Below are 17,186 nucleotides of genomic sequence, written 5' to 3' on the forward strand. Positions count from 1 at the left end.
GGCGGCGGGGGTACCCCGCCCCCCCCCGCGGGGTCCGCCCTGTGGCCGCGGGGGGCCCCCGGCGCGACCCCCACGCCCCCCCCCCCCCCCCCCGCCGTGGCGCGTGACCGGGCCGGTCCGCGCCGACATGTCCTTGCCCGCGCCGGTCACCCCGCCGGCGCCAGCGCCGCTGCGCGGCAGAAATAGAAGGAAAGCGCCATGGAGTCGACCGTCGTCGAAGAGGAGAGCGGTCTCAGTCAGCGTCCGCCCGAACCGAGGCCCGTGCTCGCCCGGCCGCGGCTCACACTCACCGTGCTGTTGTGCGCGACCTTCATGCAGTTCCTCGACGTCTCCATCGTCAACGTCGCGGTGCCCTCGATCCAGCGTGACCTGCACGCCGGCACCGGTACCGTGGAACTGGTGGCCGCCGGCTACACGCTGGCGTACGCCTGCCTGCTCATCACCGCGGGCAGGCTCGGCGACCGCTACGGCTACCGGCGTCTGTTCGCCACCGGAATGGCAGTGTTCACCGTCGCCTCACTTGCCTGTGTCCTCGCGCCGGACAGCGCGTTCCTGATCGGCGCCCGGGTCGTCCAGGGGCTCGGCAGCGGACTGATGGCCCCGCAGGTGCTGTCCGTCATCCAGGTGGAGTTCCCGCCGAGCAGCCGGGGCAAGATCTTCGGCAGCTACGGTACGGCCATCGGATCAGCCACCGTGGTGGGGCCGGTCCTCGGCGGGCTGCTGATCGCACTACACCTGTTCGGCTTGGACTGGAGGCTCGTCTTCGCCATCAACCTCCCGGTGGGTGTGGCCGCCCTGTGCGCTGTCCGCGCGATCCCGCCGAGCACCCGGCAGACGCGTGAGCGACTCGACCCGGCCGGTGTCGCGCTGATCGTCGCGGGGCTCGCCCTGCTGATGTTTCCGCTGGCGGTCGGCCGGCAGCAGGGCTGGCCGGCATGGTCCTGGGTCTCGCTGGCGGCTGCTGTCGTCGTGCTGGCCCTGTTCTGCTGGACCCAGGTCAACCGTGAACGCCGGGGCCGTGACCCGCTGCTGCACTTGCGCCTGCTCGGCAACCGCACGGTCCGCCTCGGCCTGCTCGTGGTCCTGGCGTTCTTCGCCGGTGTGCCGCCGTTCTTCTTCCTGCTCTCGGTCTACCTCCAGGCCGGTTTCGGACACTCCGCTCTGGTCGCGGGAGTCACCCAGCTTCCCTTCGCGGTGACCACCGCCGTCGGCTCACGCGTCGCGGGTCGGCTGGCCCGCCGCTACGGGAGCACCATCCTGGTGTACTGCACCGCCGCTGTGTCGGTCTCGATGCTTGCCCTGGCCCTGATCGTGCACGGGGTGGGGGTGCGGGCCACACCCTGGGAACTGGCACCGCCGATGCTGGTGGGCGGGGCCGCGTTCGGAGTCTTCACCGCTTCGGCGTTCAGCATGCTGCTGGCCCAGGTGCCCGCCGCGGCCGCGGGTTCGGCCTCCGGCATGCTGACCACCGTCCAGCAGGTGGCCGGCTCGCTGGGCCTGACCGTCGGCGCGATGGTGTTCTTCGCCTCCCAGCCGGCCGTCACCGGCGGGGCCGAACGGCGCAGCGCTGCGACGTCGTTCTTCCACACGCTGCTCTACGAGACGGTGGTGTTCGCGCTCGCCTGCCTGGGCACGTTGTCCCTGCGGCGCGTTTCGGCTGCCGCCGGGCCCGATCGGGGCTGATGACGCAGCTGAGCGGCATCCGGTGTGCGGCGGTCGCACTGCCGTGGCGCCGGCACTCCGGTGCTGGCACCGGCCGGGCCGGAGGATCGGCCCGGCCGGCGCACTCCGCTCTCGCGCTGGATCACCCGGCCGGACCTCCCGGCGTGCGCGGCCCGGCCAGGTCGGCTCCGGGGCGTCGAACGGACCGGGACGGACACGGCCCCTGCCAGCATGGAGTTCCCCTCGCGCGGCACCGTCACGGCTGTCAGGCGTCGGTGACCAGGACGGCGTTGCCGCGGACCTGGCGGTCGCGTAGGGCGCAGACCACTTCGCCGGTCCGGGTGCAGTCGTCCTGGAGGCCGATCTACGGGTGCAGTCGTCCTGCGGCCACCAGGCCGACGAGCATGGTGAGTTCGTCCCCGCTACGAGCGCGATCCCCGCAACTACCTGACTTTTCTCGGTCTCGCCGCAGCCAAGCCATGTGCCGTTGGACCAGCCGCAATCCCGCACCACTCACCGTGCTGTCGCCAGAGCAGAGGAACTCAGAAGCCACAGGTGCGGCCCCGTGCGAGGTGGTGGAGGCGGTTACTCACCCGTGGACCTTGGTTGCGGTCGGATTTCCCGCCCGGCGCCCTCGTCGCCCTCGCGGTACAGCACCAGGTGCTCGTGGTGGAGAACGCCGTCGCGGACGTCACCGGTGGCGGTGAAGCCGGTGTCATCGACGTAGTCGAGGTGGTTGCCGGTGACGGTGTAGCTGCCCGTGTAGGCACTCGGGCGGTTGCCACGAGCCTCGTCGTAGCGGCCGTTCGGCAGCAGTTCCTGGCGGATGAATCCGTCAGCGGTCACCCACATCCCGACGTACGGGTGCGGGTCGCGGGGCGTGTCGTTGCTGGTCATGCTTCTACGATCGGCCCGGCGACCGGTGGCAACCAGGCCGCCGTCTCCCCAGGTGAGGGCTTCCTGGGTGCCGGGCACCCACCATCGCGAGCCGGCCGGATCGTGGGTGCCCGACACCTAGGGACAGAGCGGCCTGGTTCCGGCCCCACCGCGCGACGAACCTGATGGTCAGGCGGCCGTGGTGGCCGCCGGAGACTCGCCTCGGACTCGCGTCGACGCTCACTCCCGCAGCGGACACACCGATGAGGCGACTCCACCGAGGAGCACGCAATGACCATCACCGACACCGGCACCGTGAGCTGGAACCCCGAGGCCCTCGACGAGATCCTCTCGAACGACGAGGGGCGTCCCGTCCTGTTCACGAATGCCCGGATCCTGACGATGGACCCGTTGATCGGGGCCATGGTCGGCGCCGACATCCTGTTCGTCGGCTCGCTGATCGCGGGGGTCGGCCCTGGCATCGTCACCGCGGCCGGGGACGACAACGCCATCGTCGTCGACGGCACCGTCACGACCATCGTCCCCGCCGTCATGGACGCCATCGCGCTGGCCCGCGGCCGCAGCCGCCGCCCGGAGTGCGTCGCGACGCTGACCCCGGGCAACACCTCCGACTTCCTGGTGGTGCCCGACGAACTCGCCGACGACGCGCCGAGCGCGGTGGCCACCCTCCTGACCCGGCCGGAGCAGGTCCGCGCACTCGTCGCGGCCGGCAGCCCGGTCCTGTGGGACGGCACCGACGTCCCCGGCCGGGCCACCGCGCCCGAGACGGGCTTCCCGGCCGCCACGGACCTGACCGGCAGCCCGCGCCTCGGCGTCTGGATCGACCGGAACGACTTCCTGCACCAAGAGCTCACCGCCGACGGCCGCTACGACGAGACCCGGGGCGGGCGCCCGCACGCCTACCAGGGCCGCTACTGGATCGACGGCGACCGCATCGACTACCTGGACGACCTCGGCTTCTGGACCTACGGCGAGTTCCAGGGCGACGAACTGCACCACGCGGGCTACGTCATGAAGCTCGGCTGACCTTCGCCCCGGCCCACCAGCCGTCCCGGCCCCTCAGTCCTCACCCGCGTGCAGCCTCTCCTCCCCCGCCTTCTCCGCCGTACCGAAAGAAGACCCCTCATGAACCTCAACGACACCACCAGCGCCGCCATACTCGAAGATCTCCGGCGGCGGCCCGCCGACCGGCGGCGCATCCTGTTCACCGGCGCGACCGTCGTCACCATGGACCCAGGCCTCGGTGTCATCGACGGCGGCGACCTCCTCGTCGAGGGCGACACGATCACCGCCGTCGGCCCCCACCTCGACGCGGGCGACGCCGTGGTCGTCGACGCCGCCGGCACGATCCTCACTCCCTGGCCACGGCCCTCCACAGCGGTTTCGACAAGTTCGACAACCTCGCCCGTATGGTGTTCGTCGACCCGGCAGGGCGCGAGTTCTACCAGGAATGGGAACGAGCCGCGCACTCCTGCGTCGCGGAGATCAGGGCCGCCTACGGCCACGACCCGGATTCCGCCCGCATCGCCGAGGTCGTGGCGGAACTGTCCGCCCAGAGCGCGGAGTTCGCCGCGATCTGGCAACTGCACGACGTCAAGAGCAAGTCCCAGGAAGGCAAGCATCTCAGACACCCCCAGGTCGGAGATCTGCACATCAAGTTCTCGGCTTTCACGGTGAACGGGGCCCCGCACCAGCAGTTGGTGGTCTATCAAGCCGAACCGGCCAGCCCGACGGCGGCCGCCTTCGAGACGCTGAGGGCCATGGCCACCCGTCCGAAGCAGGCCCGGGCCGGAGCGGTGGACGCGAGCATGTGAGCTCCGGTGGAGCCTGGTCCTGACACGCCGAGGAACAACGCGACCTTGACGGGTTCGGGCAGCGGGTAGCCCGAGCAGTTGCCGATGTCGACCACAGTGGCGGCCATGTCGGCCGTAGCGACCGAGATGACGCGCTCTCCGGTTTCGACCAGAGGGCCTGGCACGCCTGCCACGACCGTGACGCCGCCCACCGCCCCGCGGGAGCCTCGGGTTGTCCGCGCGCCACGAGCCAGCGGCGCGGACCCGCGCCGTGCGCCCGTCCACGCGGATCCGCCGATCAACTGGGCTGTGCGGTGGGCATGATCGTGACCTGCTGGAGGTTCGCGCGCGGCGGCAGGGCGGCCAGGAAACCGATGGTCTGCGCGATGTCCTCGGGCTTGAGCCACTCCATCGACTCCTTGGACCCCGCGAGCCACTCCAGCGCACCCACGTCCGTCACATGGTCCTGAAGTTCCGTACCGACGATGCCGGGCTCGATCGCCGACACACGTACGTTCTTCGGGCCCAGCTCGACACGAAGGTGCCGGGACAGATGGGTGACGTAGGCCTTGGTGCCGGAGTAGACGGCGAAGTTGGGGAAGATGTTCTGCGCCGCGATGGACGAGGTGTTGATCAGGTCCGCGACACCGCGTTCCCCGGCCGTCTTGACGAGCTGAGGCGTGAACGCGCCGATCACGTGCATCAGACCGGTGACGTTCAGATCGATCTGGCGCTGCCACTGGTCGGCGGCCAGCTCCTCGATCGGGGCGGGAAGCATGACGCCCGCGTTGTTGAACAGCAGGTCGGCACCGCCCAGTTCCGCTGCCACCCGGTCGGCCGCCCCCTGCACGGCCGCCGCGTCGGTCACGTCCACGGCGATCGCCAGGGCGCTGCCGCCGTTCTTCTCGATCCTTCCGACCAGGTCGTCCAGCCGGTCGGCACGCCGTGCCAGGACGACGACCTTCGCGCCCAGGGCGGCGAGGTGCTCGGATGTGGCCTCGCCGATGCCGCTGGACGCTCCGGTGACGACCGCGACACGGCCCGACAAAGGCTTGGCAGGGGTCTGCGTGGACATGGTGTGCACCCTTCCAGAGGAGAACGAGAGGGACGCTGTCTCCGGCACCGGCATCGCCGGTCATGTATCCAGCACACCACTCCCGCTCCCGGCGCGCGCGGTCGCAGGAGTGGCACCCGGATCTGCCGCGCCCCGGCGTCAGCCCGCCCGGGTGGCGGGCTCGGCCTCCTCGTGCTTGTCGGCCTCCGCGTCCAGGAGCCGGATCAAGGTCGTCCGGGCGCGGGCCACGCGGGAGCGGAGCGTGCCGACCGGGCAGTCGCTGATCTCGGCCGCCTCCGCGTAGGGCAGCCCGACCAGTTGGGTGAGGACGAACGCCTTCCGCCGCTCGTCCGGCAGCGACGCCAGGAGGTCCAGCAGCGCGACGCCGTCGTCGAAGCCGGGCAGGTCCTGCGGCTGGGTCAGTTCGACGGCCGTCTGCCAGTCCGGTACGTCGGACAGGCGCGGCCGGGCGGCGGCGTACCGGTAGCTGTCGATCACCGCGCGGCGGGCGATGGCCAGCAGCCAGGTACGCGCCGAGGAGCGGCCCTCGAAGCGGTGCAGACTGCCGAGCGCACGCAGGAACGTGTCCTGCGCCAGGTCGTCGACGGCCTGCGGGTCGGCGCAGAGATGGGCGACATAGCGCTGGACGTCGCGGTGCAGGGCACGGACGAAGCGCTCGACCGCGTCGGTGTCGCCGGCGCGGGCGGCGAGCGCCCAAGCGGTGATCGACTCGTCGATCGAGGCCGTGGTGTCGCGGCGGCAACGCGAGGCGGGCAGGGCAGGGGTCATCACCTGGTGTCCTTCTCGGTCATCCGGATCCGCTCCGGGTGCGCGCAGGCGCGCGGGCGGATGGTCCGGTGAGGGGGAGACGGCCCTACGACGCGTCGGCGCACCGCCCTTCGGACGTGTGCACGAGGCTACGAACCGGCCTCGCGGCTACGGCGCCCTGCGTCGGCGTCAGGCCGAGGCCCGAGGCGCGCGGGAGCGGCCTCGGGGTGCCGGCTGTCGTCAGACGACAGCGGTCCCCGCAGGCGGACCCCGGGAGATGATCGCGTGGACGAGAAGGAGGAGACGCGGCGCGCGCTCCGAGCGACGGCGACGGACCCGCGGGCCGGGGCGGTCCGGGGTACGGGGCAGGGTGAACAGCAGCCGCAGCGGCGCCGCCAGCCGGCCCGCCATGGCCCGCAGGATGCGGAACGCGGCCTTCTCCCCGTACGCCAGCCACAGTCCGCACAACAGCGCGGCCAGCAGATGGGCGGCGACCATGCCGGACGACCAGGAGCCGCCCATGGGGTGCCCCAAGGCGTCCGTACGGCTCATGTCCATGGAGCCCATACGCATCGGCGCCATGCCCGCGCCCATGTCCATAGAGCCCATGTCTGTCGAGCCAATGTCTGTCGAGCCCATGCCGGGCATGCCGTTCATGCCCGTGTCGACCTGACCCCCGGACATCGGCTGAGCGAACGTGAACGCCGAGTGGAGGGCCGTCTGGGCAGCGACCACGACCGTCACGATCAGCGGCAGCCCGCGTTCGCGTCCCGCCAGGCACCAGCCCGCGGCACCGGTCACCGCCACGCCCGTGCCGAGCGCCCACGCGGGGACATCGCGGCCGGACATCAGGACGTGGCCCAGGGCGGCGAGCAGCACACAGGCGACCGCGAACACCGCGGCCCGTAGCGTGCGAGAACACCGCCCTGCTGTCATGGCGCCTCATCCTCGCATCCGGGCTTCCGTCATCCCGTACGGGTACGGAAACCCGCAGGGTCCCGCCTCAGCCCCCGGTGTGTGGTCCAGAGCACGAGACGGTCCGCGCGGCCGCGCGCAGTGCCGCCGGCCAGCCGGTGCGCGACTCCGGGCGCCCGCAGGCCCGTAGTCCGACGACGGGCGCACCCAACAGTCCCGGGCCGGCCAGGGCCAGGTCGGCGACGAGCAGCAGTGCGCCGGGGGCGGGCCGGGTCAGCGGCAGGATCACCAGCAGGAAGCTGCGGAACGGTCCGCAGCCGTCGATCCGCGCCGCCTCATCCGGTTCGGGTGGCAGGCAGCCGGGCGTCAAAGGACTGGCCGCTCATCAACCAGAACGGCCTGTCGGCTCAGTCGTTCCACCCGAAGATCGGGGGCGCGTCGGGGAGAGCGGCCAGGCGGTGCGGGCCCGGGAGCGGGCGGAGCAACGGCTTCGGGACGTGGCGCGGGCGTACACCCCCCGCACGGCCCTGTCGCTCGGCCTGGTCGTCATGCACGACGTGTGCGTGCCGGGATCGGGACCGGGCTGGTTCTTCCAGCAGAAGACCGACGACTACAAGGTCGTCTGCTCGATGAACATCACCGCCTACTACGGCGCCGACCCCAGACACGTGGGCGACGCCCTCGACCGGATCCTGACCGTGGGCGACCACGCCCTTCCGGGCCGTCCGGATCCGGAAGTCCCATCCCCGTTCACGCACGACGATCACGGAAAGCAGCTCGTCGCCTACTACCGGGGGCACGGGCCGAACCCTCAGGGCGCGCAGGCCACGGAACCGACCCGGCTGGCCGTCCCCGGGCAGACGCTGACCTGGGACACGACATGCGGCGGCGCCTCGCGCCGACTGGTCGAGGAGCCCTACGCCGGCCTCGTGGACGATCCGCCGGTGTCCCGCTTGGTCCGTGACCCGAAGGCCGCCACGGTCGCCGCCATCCGGAAGCGGTACGGCCTGGTGTTCAAGCTGGAACTCCCCTGCAGCAACTATTACGAGGCGCTCAAGAACGGTCGGACACGCACGGAGTGACGTAGGGTTGCCTGTTCGTACAACTCGCCCAGACCCAGCTGCTCGAGCTGGGCCGTGGCGCTCTTCCCGGCTTTCTCCTTCGTTCCCTTGTCTTTCATCCCGCTAGGTCCTGTCGTCAAACTCCCGTCGTCCGCCCGGAGGGCGGCCCCTGCGACGTCAGTGTGCGTGCTCTGGGGGTACCCCTGCTTCAGGCTGCGGGAGGTCGCGGAACTCGTCGGCGACCCGTCCACCGACGCGGTGGCGCACTTGCGCCGGCTGCGCGGCCTGCTACTGGAGCGGCGTGATCGCGCTGACGCCATGGTGGCGGCCATCGACAAGGAACTCGCGTCACGAGCGAAGGGACTGAAGGTGACACCGGAGGAGCAACTGGAGGTGCTCGGTGCACGGCTGTACGACGCGATCGGCGGCGCTTACACCGCGACACGGCGTACCGAGCCACGGATCGCCGCGCAGATCTGGGACGCGCTCGGAAATTGCAGGGCGTCGGCCTCGGCAAGGGGACCGACGTGGCGGGCGCGCTCCTGGTCACCTCCGCACTGATGCTCGGTGTCTACACGATCGTCGAGACCACCGACTACGGCTGGGCTTCCGCACACACGCTGAGCTTCGGCGGCGTGGCGCTCGTCCTGTTCCTGGCATTCGTCGCCCGACAGGCGAAGGCTCCCCACCCGCTGCTGCCGCTGCGTGTGTTCCGCCCGCGCAACGTCTCGGGAGCGATGGGCCTCCAGGCTCTCATGCTGGCCGGGATGTTCAGCTTCCAGTTCCTGTGCGTGCTCTACCTGCAGAAGGTGCTCGGCTTCGACGAGATACACACCGGCCTCGGCATCTTCCCGGTCTCGGTCGCGATCGGCGCCCTGTCCCTCGGCCTCGCGCCCAAGCTGATCGCACGCTTCGGTCCCCGTGCCGTAGTCCTCCCGGGACTCTCACTGATCGCGGCAGGTCTCGCCGCGCTCGGCCGCGTACCCGAGGGCGGCAGCTTCGCCGTGGATGTCCTGCCCGCGCTGCTGCCGCTCGGCATCGGCTTCGGACTCGCGATGCCGGCGCTGGCCACGCTCGCGATGTCAGCGGCCACACCCCAGGACTCGGGGATCGCCTCCGGCATGTTCAACACCATGCAGCAGATCGGCGCCGCCTTCGGCCTCCCGGTCCTCAGCACGCTCGCCAATGCGCGCACGGATGCCCTGCTGGGTGACGGGGCAAGCACCGCCTCGGCGCTCACGGGCGGCTACCAGCTCGCCTTCCGTATCGGCGCGTGCCTCGTCGCCGTCTCTCTCCTCCTCGCCGCCGCCCTGCTGCGATCCCCCGCCCCTGCGCAACATCCGGGCGGGCGGCCACGGCGGTGGCCGTGCGGGGGCCGGAGCGGCACCCTCGCTATACATGCCGTGTATAGCCGACATGTATAGTCACCGCATGCTTTCAACGGGGAAGACGAACAGACGTGCAGTCGGGTTGCCTGCGACCGCGGCCCTTCTCGCCACCATGACCTTCGCGCTCTCGGGGTGCACCACCCTGCACACCACCGCGCCGGCGACCGTCCGTACCCACGCCGCCGCCGGCGCTCCGGCCCGGTTCGGGACCGTGGACTGCCGCCAGGCCAAGTGCATCGCGCTGACCTTCGACGCGGGGCCCAGCGAGAACTCGGCGCGGCTGCTCGACATCCTCAAGGAGAAGAAGGTGCCCGCGACCTTCTTCCTGCTGGGCAAGCGGCACATCGAGAAGTACCCGGAACTGGTCAAGCGGATGGCCGCCGAGGGACACGAGGTCGCCAGCCACACCTGGGACCACAAGATCCTCACCCAGATATCGCCGCAGCAGATACGCGAGGAGTTGCAGAAGCCGGACGACGCGATACAGCAGCTCACCGGGCGCAAGCCCACCCTGATGCGTCCGCCCCAGGGCCGTACGAACGACACCGTGCACCGGATCTGCCGTGAGATGGGGCTCTCCGAGGTGCTGTGGAGCGTCACCGCCAAGGACTACGCGACCGGCGACTCGGACCTGATCCGCAAGCGCGTGCTGGAGCAGGCGTCCCGGGACGGGATCATCCTGCTGCACGATCTGTATCCGGGCACCGTGCCCGCGGTGCCCGGGATCATCGACGCGCTCAAGGAACGGGGGTATGTGTTCGTCACCGTGCCCCAGTTGCTGGCCCCGGGGAAGGCCCAGCCGGGCACGGTGTACCGCCCCTGACGTCGGCCCGCCGGGCTCACCAGGCCAGGTGCAGTTGCCGCGGCGAGCGGTGGATCAGGGTCGGGCGCATGGTGACGGGGCGGTCGTCGGCGAGCCGCGTCCCGGCAACCGGCGGGTCAACTCGGTGAGACTTCTGCAGAGTTGCTCGCGGGCGAGCGAGGCGCCGGGGCAGCCGTGCACGCCCAGGCCGAAGGCGAGATGGCGGACGGGAGCGCGGGTGGTGTCGAACGCGTCGGGGCACGGATGCCGGGCGCCGTCGCGGCCTGCACCCCCGAAGGCGACGAAGACGACCGCCCCGGCGGGGAGTTCGGTGCCGGCCAGGGTGACCGGCCGGGTCGTGGCCCGCCGGAAGCCCTGCAGCGGGCTGTCGTAGCGGGCGGCCTCCTCGACGGCCGCCGGAATGCGCTCGGGCTCCGCGCACAGCAGCCGCCACTGGTCCGGGTGGCGCAGGAGATGCAGCACGGTGGTGCCGATCAGGGCGCCCGCCGAAGCCGCGGCCGAGCGCGGCGGGCGAGGGCAGGACGTCGGGCCGCAGCGCGCCCGCCGACGAGAAGTCCTCGGGCCGTCGCAGCGCCTCGCGTACGTCGGCGTCCCGGGCGACCAGCCGGCAGTCCAGCTCGGCGACGCGGGTGAGGCCCTCGGTCTGTCGGGCGCGCGCGTAGTGCGGGTGGGGATCGCGCTGCCACCCGTCCAGTTCGTCGTGCTGTTCGCGATCCACGGGCGGCCTCCGGCCGGGGTGCGGGTCGCGCTCATCGTGACGTACGGGCGCGCGGACGCGGTAGGGGGCCACGGCGGAACCGGCCAGGGGGAGCGCGTCAGGCCGCCGGTGCCCGGTGCCCGCCTCGTACGATCCCCCGGTGGTCCTCTTCTGCCTCGAACGCCTTGTTCCGCTCCCCGCCGACCAGGCCTGGCGGCGGCTCACGGACTGGCCGCGCCATGCGGAGGTGGTGCCGCTGACCCGGGTGACCGTGCTCACGCCGCCGCCGACGGCCGTGGGAACGGTGTTCGTGGCCCGCTCCGGCGTCGGCCCGTTCGCCTTCGACGACACGATGGAGGTGACCGTCTGGCGGCCTCCGGCACTCTGCCGCCTGGAGAAACGGGGCACGCTGGTGACCGGCTGGGCGGAGATCGAGATCCGGCCGTACTACGAGGAGCGCTCGCGCGTGCTGTGGCGGGAGGAACTGGCCGTACGCGGGCTGCCGGGGCTCTTCGACCCGCCGCTCGGAGGGCTGGCCCGGCGGATGTTCGGGCGAGCGGTGGACGGACTGCTGCGGCTGGATCCGGCCGCCGATGTCAGTGGCGGCCCCTACAGTCCACCCTCATGAACTTCCGGCGTACTTCCGGGAGTTCCACCGTGTGCTCGCACCCGGCGGCCATCTCCTCACGGCGTTCAAGGTCGGTGACGAGTGTGTGCACCTGGACCATGCCTACGGGCACGACCTCTCCCTCGACGTCTACCGCGTCCGGCCCGAGCAGGTCTCCGCGTTGCTGACGGACACCGGCTTCGAGGAGGTCGCCCGGCTGGTACGCGCGGCGGACGAGCGGGAGAACACCCCGCAGGGGTACCTCCTGGCCCGCAAGCCCGACTGAGGCCGACACCAGGCGTGCCTGCGGACGGTCAGGCCACCGAGCCGATCCCCCGCACCGTGCCCCGGGCGGTGTCGTGGTGGATCGGGGTGTGGGCGCCGGTGAGGGAGACGCCGGTGCCGCCGCGGCGGGCCGCCACGATCTCCGCGGCGATGGACAGGGCCGTCTCCTCGGGGGTACGGGCGCCGAGGTCGAGGCCGATGGGGGACCTCAGCCGGGCCAGTTCCAGCTCGGTGACGCCGACCGCGCGCAGGCGCTCGGCGCGGTCCAGGTGGGTGCGGCGGGAGCCCATCGCGCCGACGTACGCCACCGGCAGACGCAGTGCCAGCTTCAGCAGGGGTACGTCGAACTTGGCGTCGTGGGTCAGGACGCACAGGACGGTGCGCGCGTCGACCCGGGTGCGGCCCAGATACTGGTGCGGCCACTCCACGACGATCTCGTCGGCGTCCGGGAAGCGGGCGCGGGTGGCGAAGACCGGGCGCGCGTCGCAGACCGTGACGTGGTAGCCGAGGTACTTGCCCATGCGGACCAGCGCGGAGGCGAAGTCGATCGCCCCGAACACGATCATGCGGGGCGCCGGGACGGACGACTCGACCAGGACCGTGAGCGGTGCTCCGCAGCGTGAGCCCTGCTCTCCGACTTCCAGGGTGCCGGTGCGGCCCGCCTCCAGGAAGGCGCCCGCCTCGGCCGCCATCGTCCGGTCCAGCTCCGGGTGGGCGCCGAAGCCGCCCTCGTACCCGCCGTCCGGGCGTACCAGCAGCGCCCGGCCCAGCAGCTCGGCCGGGCCCGCCACGATGCGCGCGAGCGCCGCGGCGGAGCCGGCGGCCGCGGCGGCCAGCGCGGAGGCCACCGCCGGCCGCGCGGGATCGGCCGCCCGGACCGGGGTGACGAGGATGTCGAGGACACCGCCGCAGGTGAGCCCCACGGCGAAGGCGTCCTCGTCGCTGTACCCGAAGCGCTCCGTGACGCTCTCGCCGTCCTGGAGGGCCTGCCGGCACAGCTCGTAGACGGCGGCTTCCACACAGCCGCCGGAGACCGAGCCGATCGCCGTGCCCTCGGCATCCACCGCGAGGGCGGCGCCGGGCTGGCGGGGCGCGCTGCCGCCGACCGCCACCACGGTGGCGACGGCGAAGTCGCGTCCCTGCGCGGCCCACCGGTGCAGCTCGTCGGCGATGTCCAGCATCTCTCGGTCTCCTTGGCGGTATGGGGGGACGACGGAGGGGGCCGCTAGTGGACGCCCAGCCAGTTCTCGATCGGATGGAGGGCGAAGTAGACCAGGAAGACCACGGTCAGCCCCCACATGGAGGCACCGACCTCGCGGGCCTTGCCCTGGGCGGTCTTGATCGCGGTGTACGCGACGACGCCCGCGGCGACGCCGGTGGTGATGGTGTACGTGAACGGCATGAGGACCACGGTCAGGAAGACCGGGATCGCGGTGGCGCGATCGCTCCAGTCCACGTGCCGGGCGTTCATCAACATCATCGCACCGATGACGACCAGTGCGGCCGAGGCCACCTCCTGCGGGACGATCGCCGTCAGCGGGGTGAGGAACAGACAGGCCGCGAAGAAGAGCCCGGTGACGACCGAGGCGAGACCCGTGCGGGCGCCCTCGCCGACACCGGTGGCGGACTCGATGAAGACGGTCTGCCCGGAGCCGCCCGCCACGCCGCCGATCGCACCGCCCGCGCCGTCGATGAACAGGGCCCGGGACAGCCCCGGCATCCGGCCCTTGTCGTCGGCGAGACCGGCCTCCGTGCCCACGCCAATGACGGTGGCCATCGCGTCGAAGAAGCCGGCGAGGACGAGCGTGAAGACGATCAGGCCGACGGTCATCGTGCCGACCTTGTCCCAGCCGCCGAACGCCACATGCCCGAAGAGCGAGAAGTCGGGCATCGAGACCGCGCCGCCGTGCAGCTCGGGAGGCCCGCCCGCCCAGGCGCCGTCCTTGACGACGCCGGTTGCGTCGAGGAGCGCGGCGACGACCGTGCCGCCGCCGATGCCGATCAGGATGGCGCCGGGGATCTCGCGGGCCTGGAGCATGAAGATCAGCAGCAGGGTGCCGGCGAAGAGGAGGACGGGCCAGCCGGCGAGCTGCCCCGCCGGACCCAGGCTGAGCGGGGTGGCCTTGCCCTGGTGGACGAATCCGGACTTGTACAGGCCGATGAGGGCGATGAACAGTCCGATGCCCATGGTGATGCCGTGCTTGAGCGCCAACGGGATCGCGTTCATGATCGTCTCGCGGAGGCCGGTGACGACGAGCAGCATGATGACCGCGCCGTACAGCACGCACATGCCCATGGCCTGCGGCCAGGTCATCTGCGGGGCGACCTGGGAGGACAGCACACCGGAGACGGAGAGTCCGGCGGCGAGGGCGAGCGGCGCCCTCCCGACGAGCCCCATCAGCAGCGTGGTCAGGGCCGCCGCGAACGCGGTCGCGGTGATCAGGGCCTGTCGGCCGAGGGTGTCCCCCGCCACGTCCCGGCCGGACAGGATCAGGGGGTTGAGCAGCAGGATGTACGCCATCGCCATGAAGGTGGTGACGCCGCCGCGCACCTCGCGTGCGACGGTGGATTCGCGCCGGGATATGTGGAAGTACCGGTCGAGCCAGGACCGGCCGGCCGGGACGCGGGTTCCCGCGCCCGCGTCCTCGGCGGTGGTCCTCGGCTCTAGGGACTGCTGGGTCATGGTGCCGTCTCCCAAGGTTCACAGGGGCACCCGCGGGCCGTCTTCGGCGGTCAACGGGATTTGGGAAGGGTGCACGACCCGGGGGACGGCCCGAGACGAACGGTGGTGCTGCGGGTGCGCCGGCGCCGGGGTGGCCCAGGGGGCACGGATGCTGCCCGGCGGCGGCACGAGCGGGCCTATGCGGTGCCGGTCAGATGTTCGGGCCGCACAGGGGTCCGGTTCAGCTCCAGCCCCGTCGCGTCGCGGATCGCCGCGAGGACCGCCGGGGTGGACGACAGGGTGGGTGCCTCGCCGACGCCGCGCAGCCCGTACGGGGCGTGGTCGTCGGCGAGTTCGAGCACGTCGACGGGGATGGTCGGGGTGTCGAGGATGGTGGGGATCAGATAGTCCGTGAAGGAGGGGTTGCGCACCTTCGCGGTCCTGGGGTCGACGACGATCTCCTCCATGACCGCGATGCCGAGGCCCTGGGTCGTACCGCCCTGGATCTGGCCGACGACGGACAGCGGGTTGAGCGCTTTGCCGACGTCCTGGGCGCAGGCCAGTTCGATGACCTTGACCAGGCCCAGTTCGGTGTCCACCTCCACCACGGCGCGGTGCGCGGCGAAGGAGTACTGGACGTGTCCGTTGCCCTGGCCGGTGCGCAGGTCGAAGGGCTCGGTCGGCCGGTGCCGCCACTCGCGTTCGATCTCGACGGCCTCGTCGCCGAGGACGTCCACCAGATCGGCGAGCACCTCGCCGTCGTCGGTGACGACCTTGCCGCCCTCCAGCAGCAGTTCGGCGGTGGCCCAGGCGGGGTGGTACGAGCCGAACCGGCGGCGCCCGAGCTCCAGTACCCGTTCGCGCACCTGCGCACAGGCGTTTCGTACGGCGCCGCCGGTCATGTAGGTCTGCCGGGACGCGGAGGTCGAACCCGCCGATCCGACCTGGGTGTCCGCGGGGTGGATCGTCACCCGGTTGACGCCCAGCTCGGTGCGGGCGATCTGGGCGTGGACGGTGACGCCGCCCTGGCCGACCTCGGCCATGGCCGTGTGCACGGTGGCGACGGGCTCGCCCGCGACGACCTCCATACGGACCTTGGCAGTGGAGTAGTCGTCGAAGCCCTCGGAGAAGCCGACGTTCTTGATGCCGACGGCGTAGCCGACGCCGCGGACGACGCCCTCGCCGTGCGTGGTGTTGGACAGTCCGCCCGGCAGTTGCCGGATGTCCGCGCCCTCGGAGCTCTCCCACTGGCGCTCCGGCGGCATGGGCATCGCCTTGACCCGGCGCAACAGCTCGGCGACCGGCGCCGGGGAGTCGACGACCTGCCCGGTCGGCAGGACCGCGCCCTGCGACATCGCGTTCAGCCGCCGGAACTCCACCGGGTCCATGCCGAGCTTCTTCGCCACCTTGTCCATCTGGGCCTCGTAGGCGAAGCACGCCTGGACCGCGCCGAAGCCGCGCATGGCGCCGCAGGGCGGGTTGTTGGTGTAGAGGGCGAGGGCCTCGACGTCGACGTCGTCCACCACGTACGGGCCCACGCCGAGCGAGGCGGCGTTGCCGACGACGGCCGGGGAGGAGGAGGCGTACGCGCCGCCGTCGAGGACGATCCGGCATCGGACGTGGGTCAGCCTGCCGTCCTTCGTGGCCCCGTGCTCGTAGTACAGCTTCGCCGGGTGACGGTGGACGTGACCGAAGAAGGACTCGAACCGGTTGTAGACGATCTTGACCGGTTTCCCGGTGCGCAGCGCGAGCAGACAGGCGTGGATCTGCATCGACAGGTCCTCGCGGCCCCCGAAGGCGCCGCCGACGCCCGCCAGGGTCATCCGGACCTTGTCCTCGGGCAGGCCCAGCACGGGCGCGATCTGGCGGAGGTCGGCGTGCAGCCACTGGGTGGCGATGTAGAGGTCGACACCGCCGTCCTCCGCGGGCACCGCGAGACCGGACTCGGGACCGAGGAACGCCTGGTCCTGCATGCCGAAGTGGTACTCGCCCTCGACGATCACATCGGCCCGCCGACGCGCCCGCTCCGCGTCGCCGCGGACGATCGGCTGGCGGTGGACGATGTTCGGGTGCGGGACGTGGCCCGAATGGTGATCCGTACGGTTCTCGTGGACCAGGATCGCGTCCGGGGCGGTCGCGGAGGCCTCGTCGGTGACGAGGGGCAGTTCGCGGTACTCGACCCTGATCTTGGCGGCGGCACGGCGCGCGGTCTCCGGGTGGTCGGCCGCGACGACGGCGACGGGCTCGCCGTGGTGGCGCACCTTGCCGTGGGCGAGGACCGGGGTGTCCTGGATCTCCAGGCCGTAGTGCCGCACCTCGGTCGGCAGGTCGTCGTACGTCATCACCGCGTACACGCCGGGCGTGGCGAGGGCCTCACTGGTGTCGATGGAGACGATCTCGGCGTGCGCGACCGTGGAGCGCAGGATCTGGCCCCAGAGCATGTCCTCATGCCACATGTCGGACGAGTACGCGAACTCGCCGGTGACCTTGAGGGTGCCGTCCGGGCGGAGAGTGGACTCGCCGATGCCGCCCTGGGTGTGCTGAGTGATCTTGGTGGGAGCGCCGTTGGGCATC

General features: G+C 71.6%; 15 protein-coding genes and 4 pseudogenes. 9 read left to right on the forward strand and 10 right to left on the reverse strand.

The genetic code is table 11. The annotated features are described in order from the left end of the window. The first annotated feature begins 198 nt into the window (after positions 1-198). Complete coding sequence (locus AB0L95_RS01745) at positions 199-1,683, forward strand: MFS transporter (RefSeq protein WP_365155258.1); 1,485 nt, start codon at positions 199-201, stop codon at positions 1,681-1,683. 564 nt (positions 1,684-2,247) lie between these two features. Here the strand turns inward: AB0L95_RS01745 and AB0L95_RS01750 are convergent. Then, positions 2,248-2,559, reverse strand: coding sequence for an Atu4866 domain-containing protein (locus AB0L95_RS01750; protein ID WP_365155261.1), 312 nt, complete (start codon positions 2,557-2,559; stop codon positions 2,248-2,250). 270 nt (positions 2,560-2,829) lie between these two features. Between AB0L95_RS01750 and AB0L95_RS01755 the strand changes: the two genes are divergently transcribed. Further along, positions 2,830-3,585, forward strand: coding sequence for an Atu4866 domain-containing protein (locus tag AB0L95_RS01755; protein ID WP_365155264.1), 756 nt, complete (start codon positions 2,830-2,832; stop codon positions 3,583-3,585). Positions 3,586-3,618: 33 nt separating this feature from the next. Here the strand turns inward: AB0L95_RS01755 and AB0L95_RS01760 are convergent, their stop codons facing one another. Further along, complete coding sequence (locus AB0L95_RS01760; RefSeq protein WP_365155267.1) at positions 3,619-3,864, reverse strand: hypothetical protein; 246 nt, start codon at positions 3,862-3,864, stop codon at positions 3,619-3,621. Positions 3,865-3,968: 104 nt separating this feature from the next. Here AB0L95_RS01760 and AB0L95_RS01765 point away from each other — a divergent pair, with 104 nt between their 5' ends. Then, positions 3,969-4,373 carry a hypothetical protein gene (locus tag AB0L95_RS01765; RefSeq protein ID WP_365155270.1) on the forward strand — a complete coding sequence of 135 codons (405 nt, stop codon included), beginning with the start codon at positions 3,969-3,971 and terminating at the stop codon, positions 4,371-4,373. A 277-nt stretch (positions 4,374-4,650) separates the two neighbouring features. On the opposite strand, the gene AB0L95_RS01770 is transcribed toward AB0L95_RS01765, so the two are convergent. The 4 genes and pseudogenes from AB0L95_RS01770 to AB0L95_RS01785 form a co-directional block, all read right to left on the reverse strand. Further along, positions 4,651-5,427, reverse strand: coding sequence for an SDR family oxidoreductase (locus tag AB0L95_RS01770; RefSeq protein WP_365155273.1), 777 nt, complete (start codon positions 5,425-5,427; stop codon positions 4,651-4,653). 138 nt (positions 5,428-5,565) lie between these two features. Next, the gene (locus tag AB0L95_RS01775; protein WP_365155276.1) at positions 5,566-6,195 is read right to left on the reverse strand and encodes a sigma-70 family RNA polymerase sigma factor; all 630 of its coding nucleotides are present in this window, start codon (positions 6,193-6,195) and stop codon (positions 5,566-5,568) included. A gap of 219 nt (positions 6,196-6,414) precedes the next feature. Continuing rightward, complete coding sequence (locus tag AB0L95_RS01780; RefSeq protein ID WP_365155279.1) at positions 6,415-7,110, reverse strand: hypothetical protein; 696 nt, start codon at positions 7,108-7,110, stop codon at positions 6,415-6,417. Positions 7,111-7,351: 241 nt separating this feature from the next. Further along, positions 7,352-7,450 (reverse strand): annotated as a pseudogene (locus AB0L95_RS01785) (carbohydrate ABC transporter permease); the annotation flags it as partial. A 97-nt stretch (positions 7,451-7,547) separates the two neighbouring features. Here AB0L95_RS01785 and AB0L95_RS01790 point away from each other — a divergent pair. The 4 genes and pseudogenes from AB0L95_RS01790 (at position 7,548) to AB0L95_RS01805 (ending at position 10,361) form a co-directional block, all read left to right on the forward strand. After that, positions 7,548-8,171: a hypothetical protein gene (locus tag AB0L95_RS01790; RefSeq protein ID WP_365155282.1), complete on the forward strand. Its 624-nt coding sequence runs from the start codon at positions 7,548-7,550 to the stop codon at positions 8,169-8,171. 192 nt (positions 8,172-8,363) lie between these two features. Then, a pseudogene (locus AB0L95_RS01795) lies at positions 8,364-8,645 on the forward strand (MerR family transcriptional regulator); the annotation flags it as partial. A 5-nt stretch (positions 8,646-8,650) separates the two neighbouring features. Further along, a pseudogene (locus AB0L95_RS01800) lies at positions 8,651-9,574 on the forward strand (MFS transporter); the annotation flags it as partial. Between the two features lie 76 nt (positions 9,575-9,650). Then, positions 9,651-10,361: a polysaccharide deacetylase family protein gene (locus AB0L95_RS01805; protein ID WP_365155285.1), complete on the forward strand. Its 711-nt coding sequence runs from the start codon at positions 9,651-9,653 to the stop codon at positions 10,359-10,361. A 16-nt stretch (positions 10,362-10,377) separates the two neighbouring features. Here the strand turns inward: AB0L95_RS01805 and AB0L95_RS01810 are convergent. Further along, positions 10,378-11,079, reverse strand: a pseudogene (locus AB0L95_RS01810) (cytochrome P450). 139 nt (positions 11,080-11,218) lie between these two features. Here AB0L95_RS01810 and AB0L95_RS01815 point away from each other — a divergent pair. Further along, the gene (locus tag AB0L95_RS01815) at positions 11,219-11,686 is read left to right on the forward strand and encodes an SRPBCC family protein (RefSeq protein WP_365155287.1); all 468 of its coding nucleotides are present in this window, start codon (positions 11,219-11,221) and stop codon (positions 11,684-11,686) included. A 31-nt stretch (positions 11,687-11,717) separates the two neighbouring features. Then, positions 11,718-11,951 carry a hypothetical protein gene (locus tag AB0L95_RS01820; protein WP_365155290.1) on the forward strand — a complete coding sequence of 78 codons (234 nt, stop codon included), beginning with the start codon at positions 11,718-11,720 and terminating at the stop codon, positions 11,949-11,951. Between the two features lie 28 nt (positions 11,952-11,979). Here AB0L95_RS01820 and AB0L95_RS01825 read toward each other — a convergent pair whose 3' ends face one another. The 3 genes from AB0L95_RS01825 to AB0L95_RS01835 all read right to left on the reverse strand — a co-directional run bounded on the left by AB0L95_RS01825 (position 11,980) and on the right by AB0L95_RS01835 (position 17,185). Next, positions 11,980-13,131 carry an XdhC/CoxI family protein gene (locus AB0L95_RS01825; protein WP_365155293.1) on the reverse strand — a complete coding sequence of 384 codons (1,152 nt, stop codon included), beginning with the start codon at positions 13,129-13,131 and terminating at the stop codon, positions 11,980-11,982. A gap of 44 nt (positions 13,132-13,175) precedes the next feature. Then, the gene (locus AB0L95_RS01830; RefSeq protein ID WP_365155296.1) at positions 13,176-14,633 is read right to left on the reverse strand and encodes an NCS2 family permease; all 1,458 of its coding nucleotides are present in this window, start codon (positions 14,631-14,633) and stop codon (positions 13,176-13,178) included. A 176-nt stretch (positions 14,634-14,809) separates the two neighbouring features. Then, a complete protein-coding gene (locus tag AB0L95_RS01835) occupies positions 14,810-17,185 on the reverse strand; it encodes a molybdopterin cofactor-binding domain-containing protein (RefSeq protein WP_365155300.1) in 2,376 nt (791 codons plus the stop codon). Between the last annotated feature and the right edge of the window lies 1 nt (position 17,186).

Origin of the sequence: Streptomyces sp. NPDC052036 (assembly GCF_040680495.1) — a bacterium.
Lineage (GTDB): Bacteria > Actinomycetota > Actinomycetes > Streptomycetales > Streptomycetaceae > Streptomyces.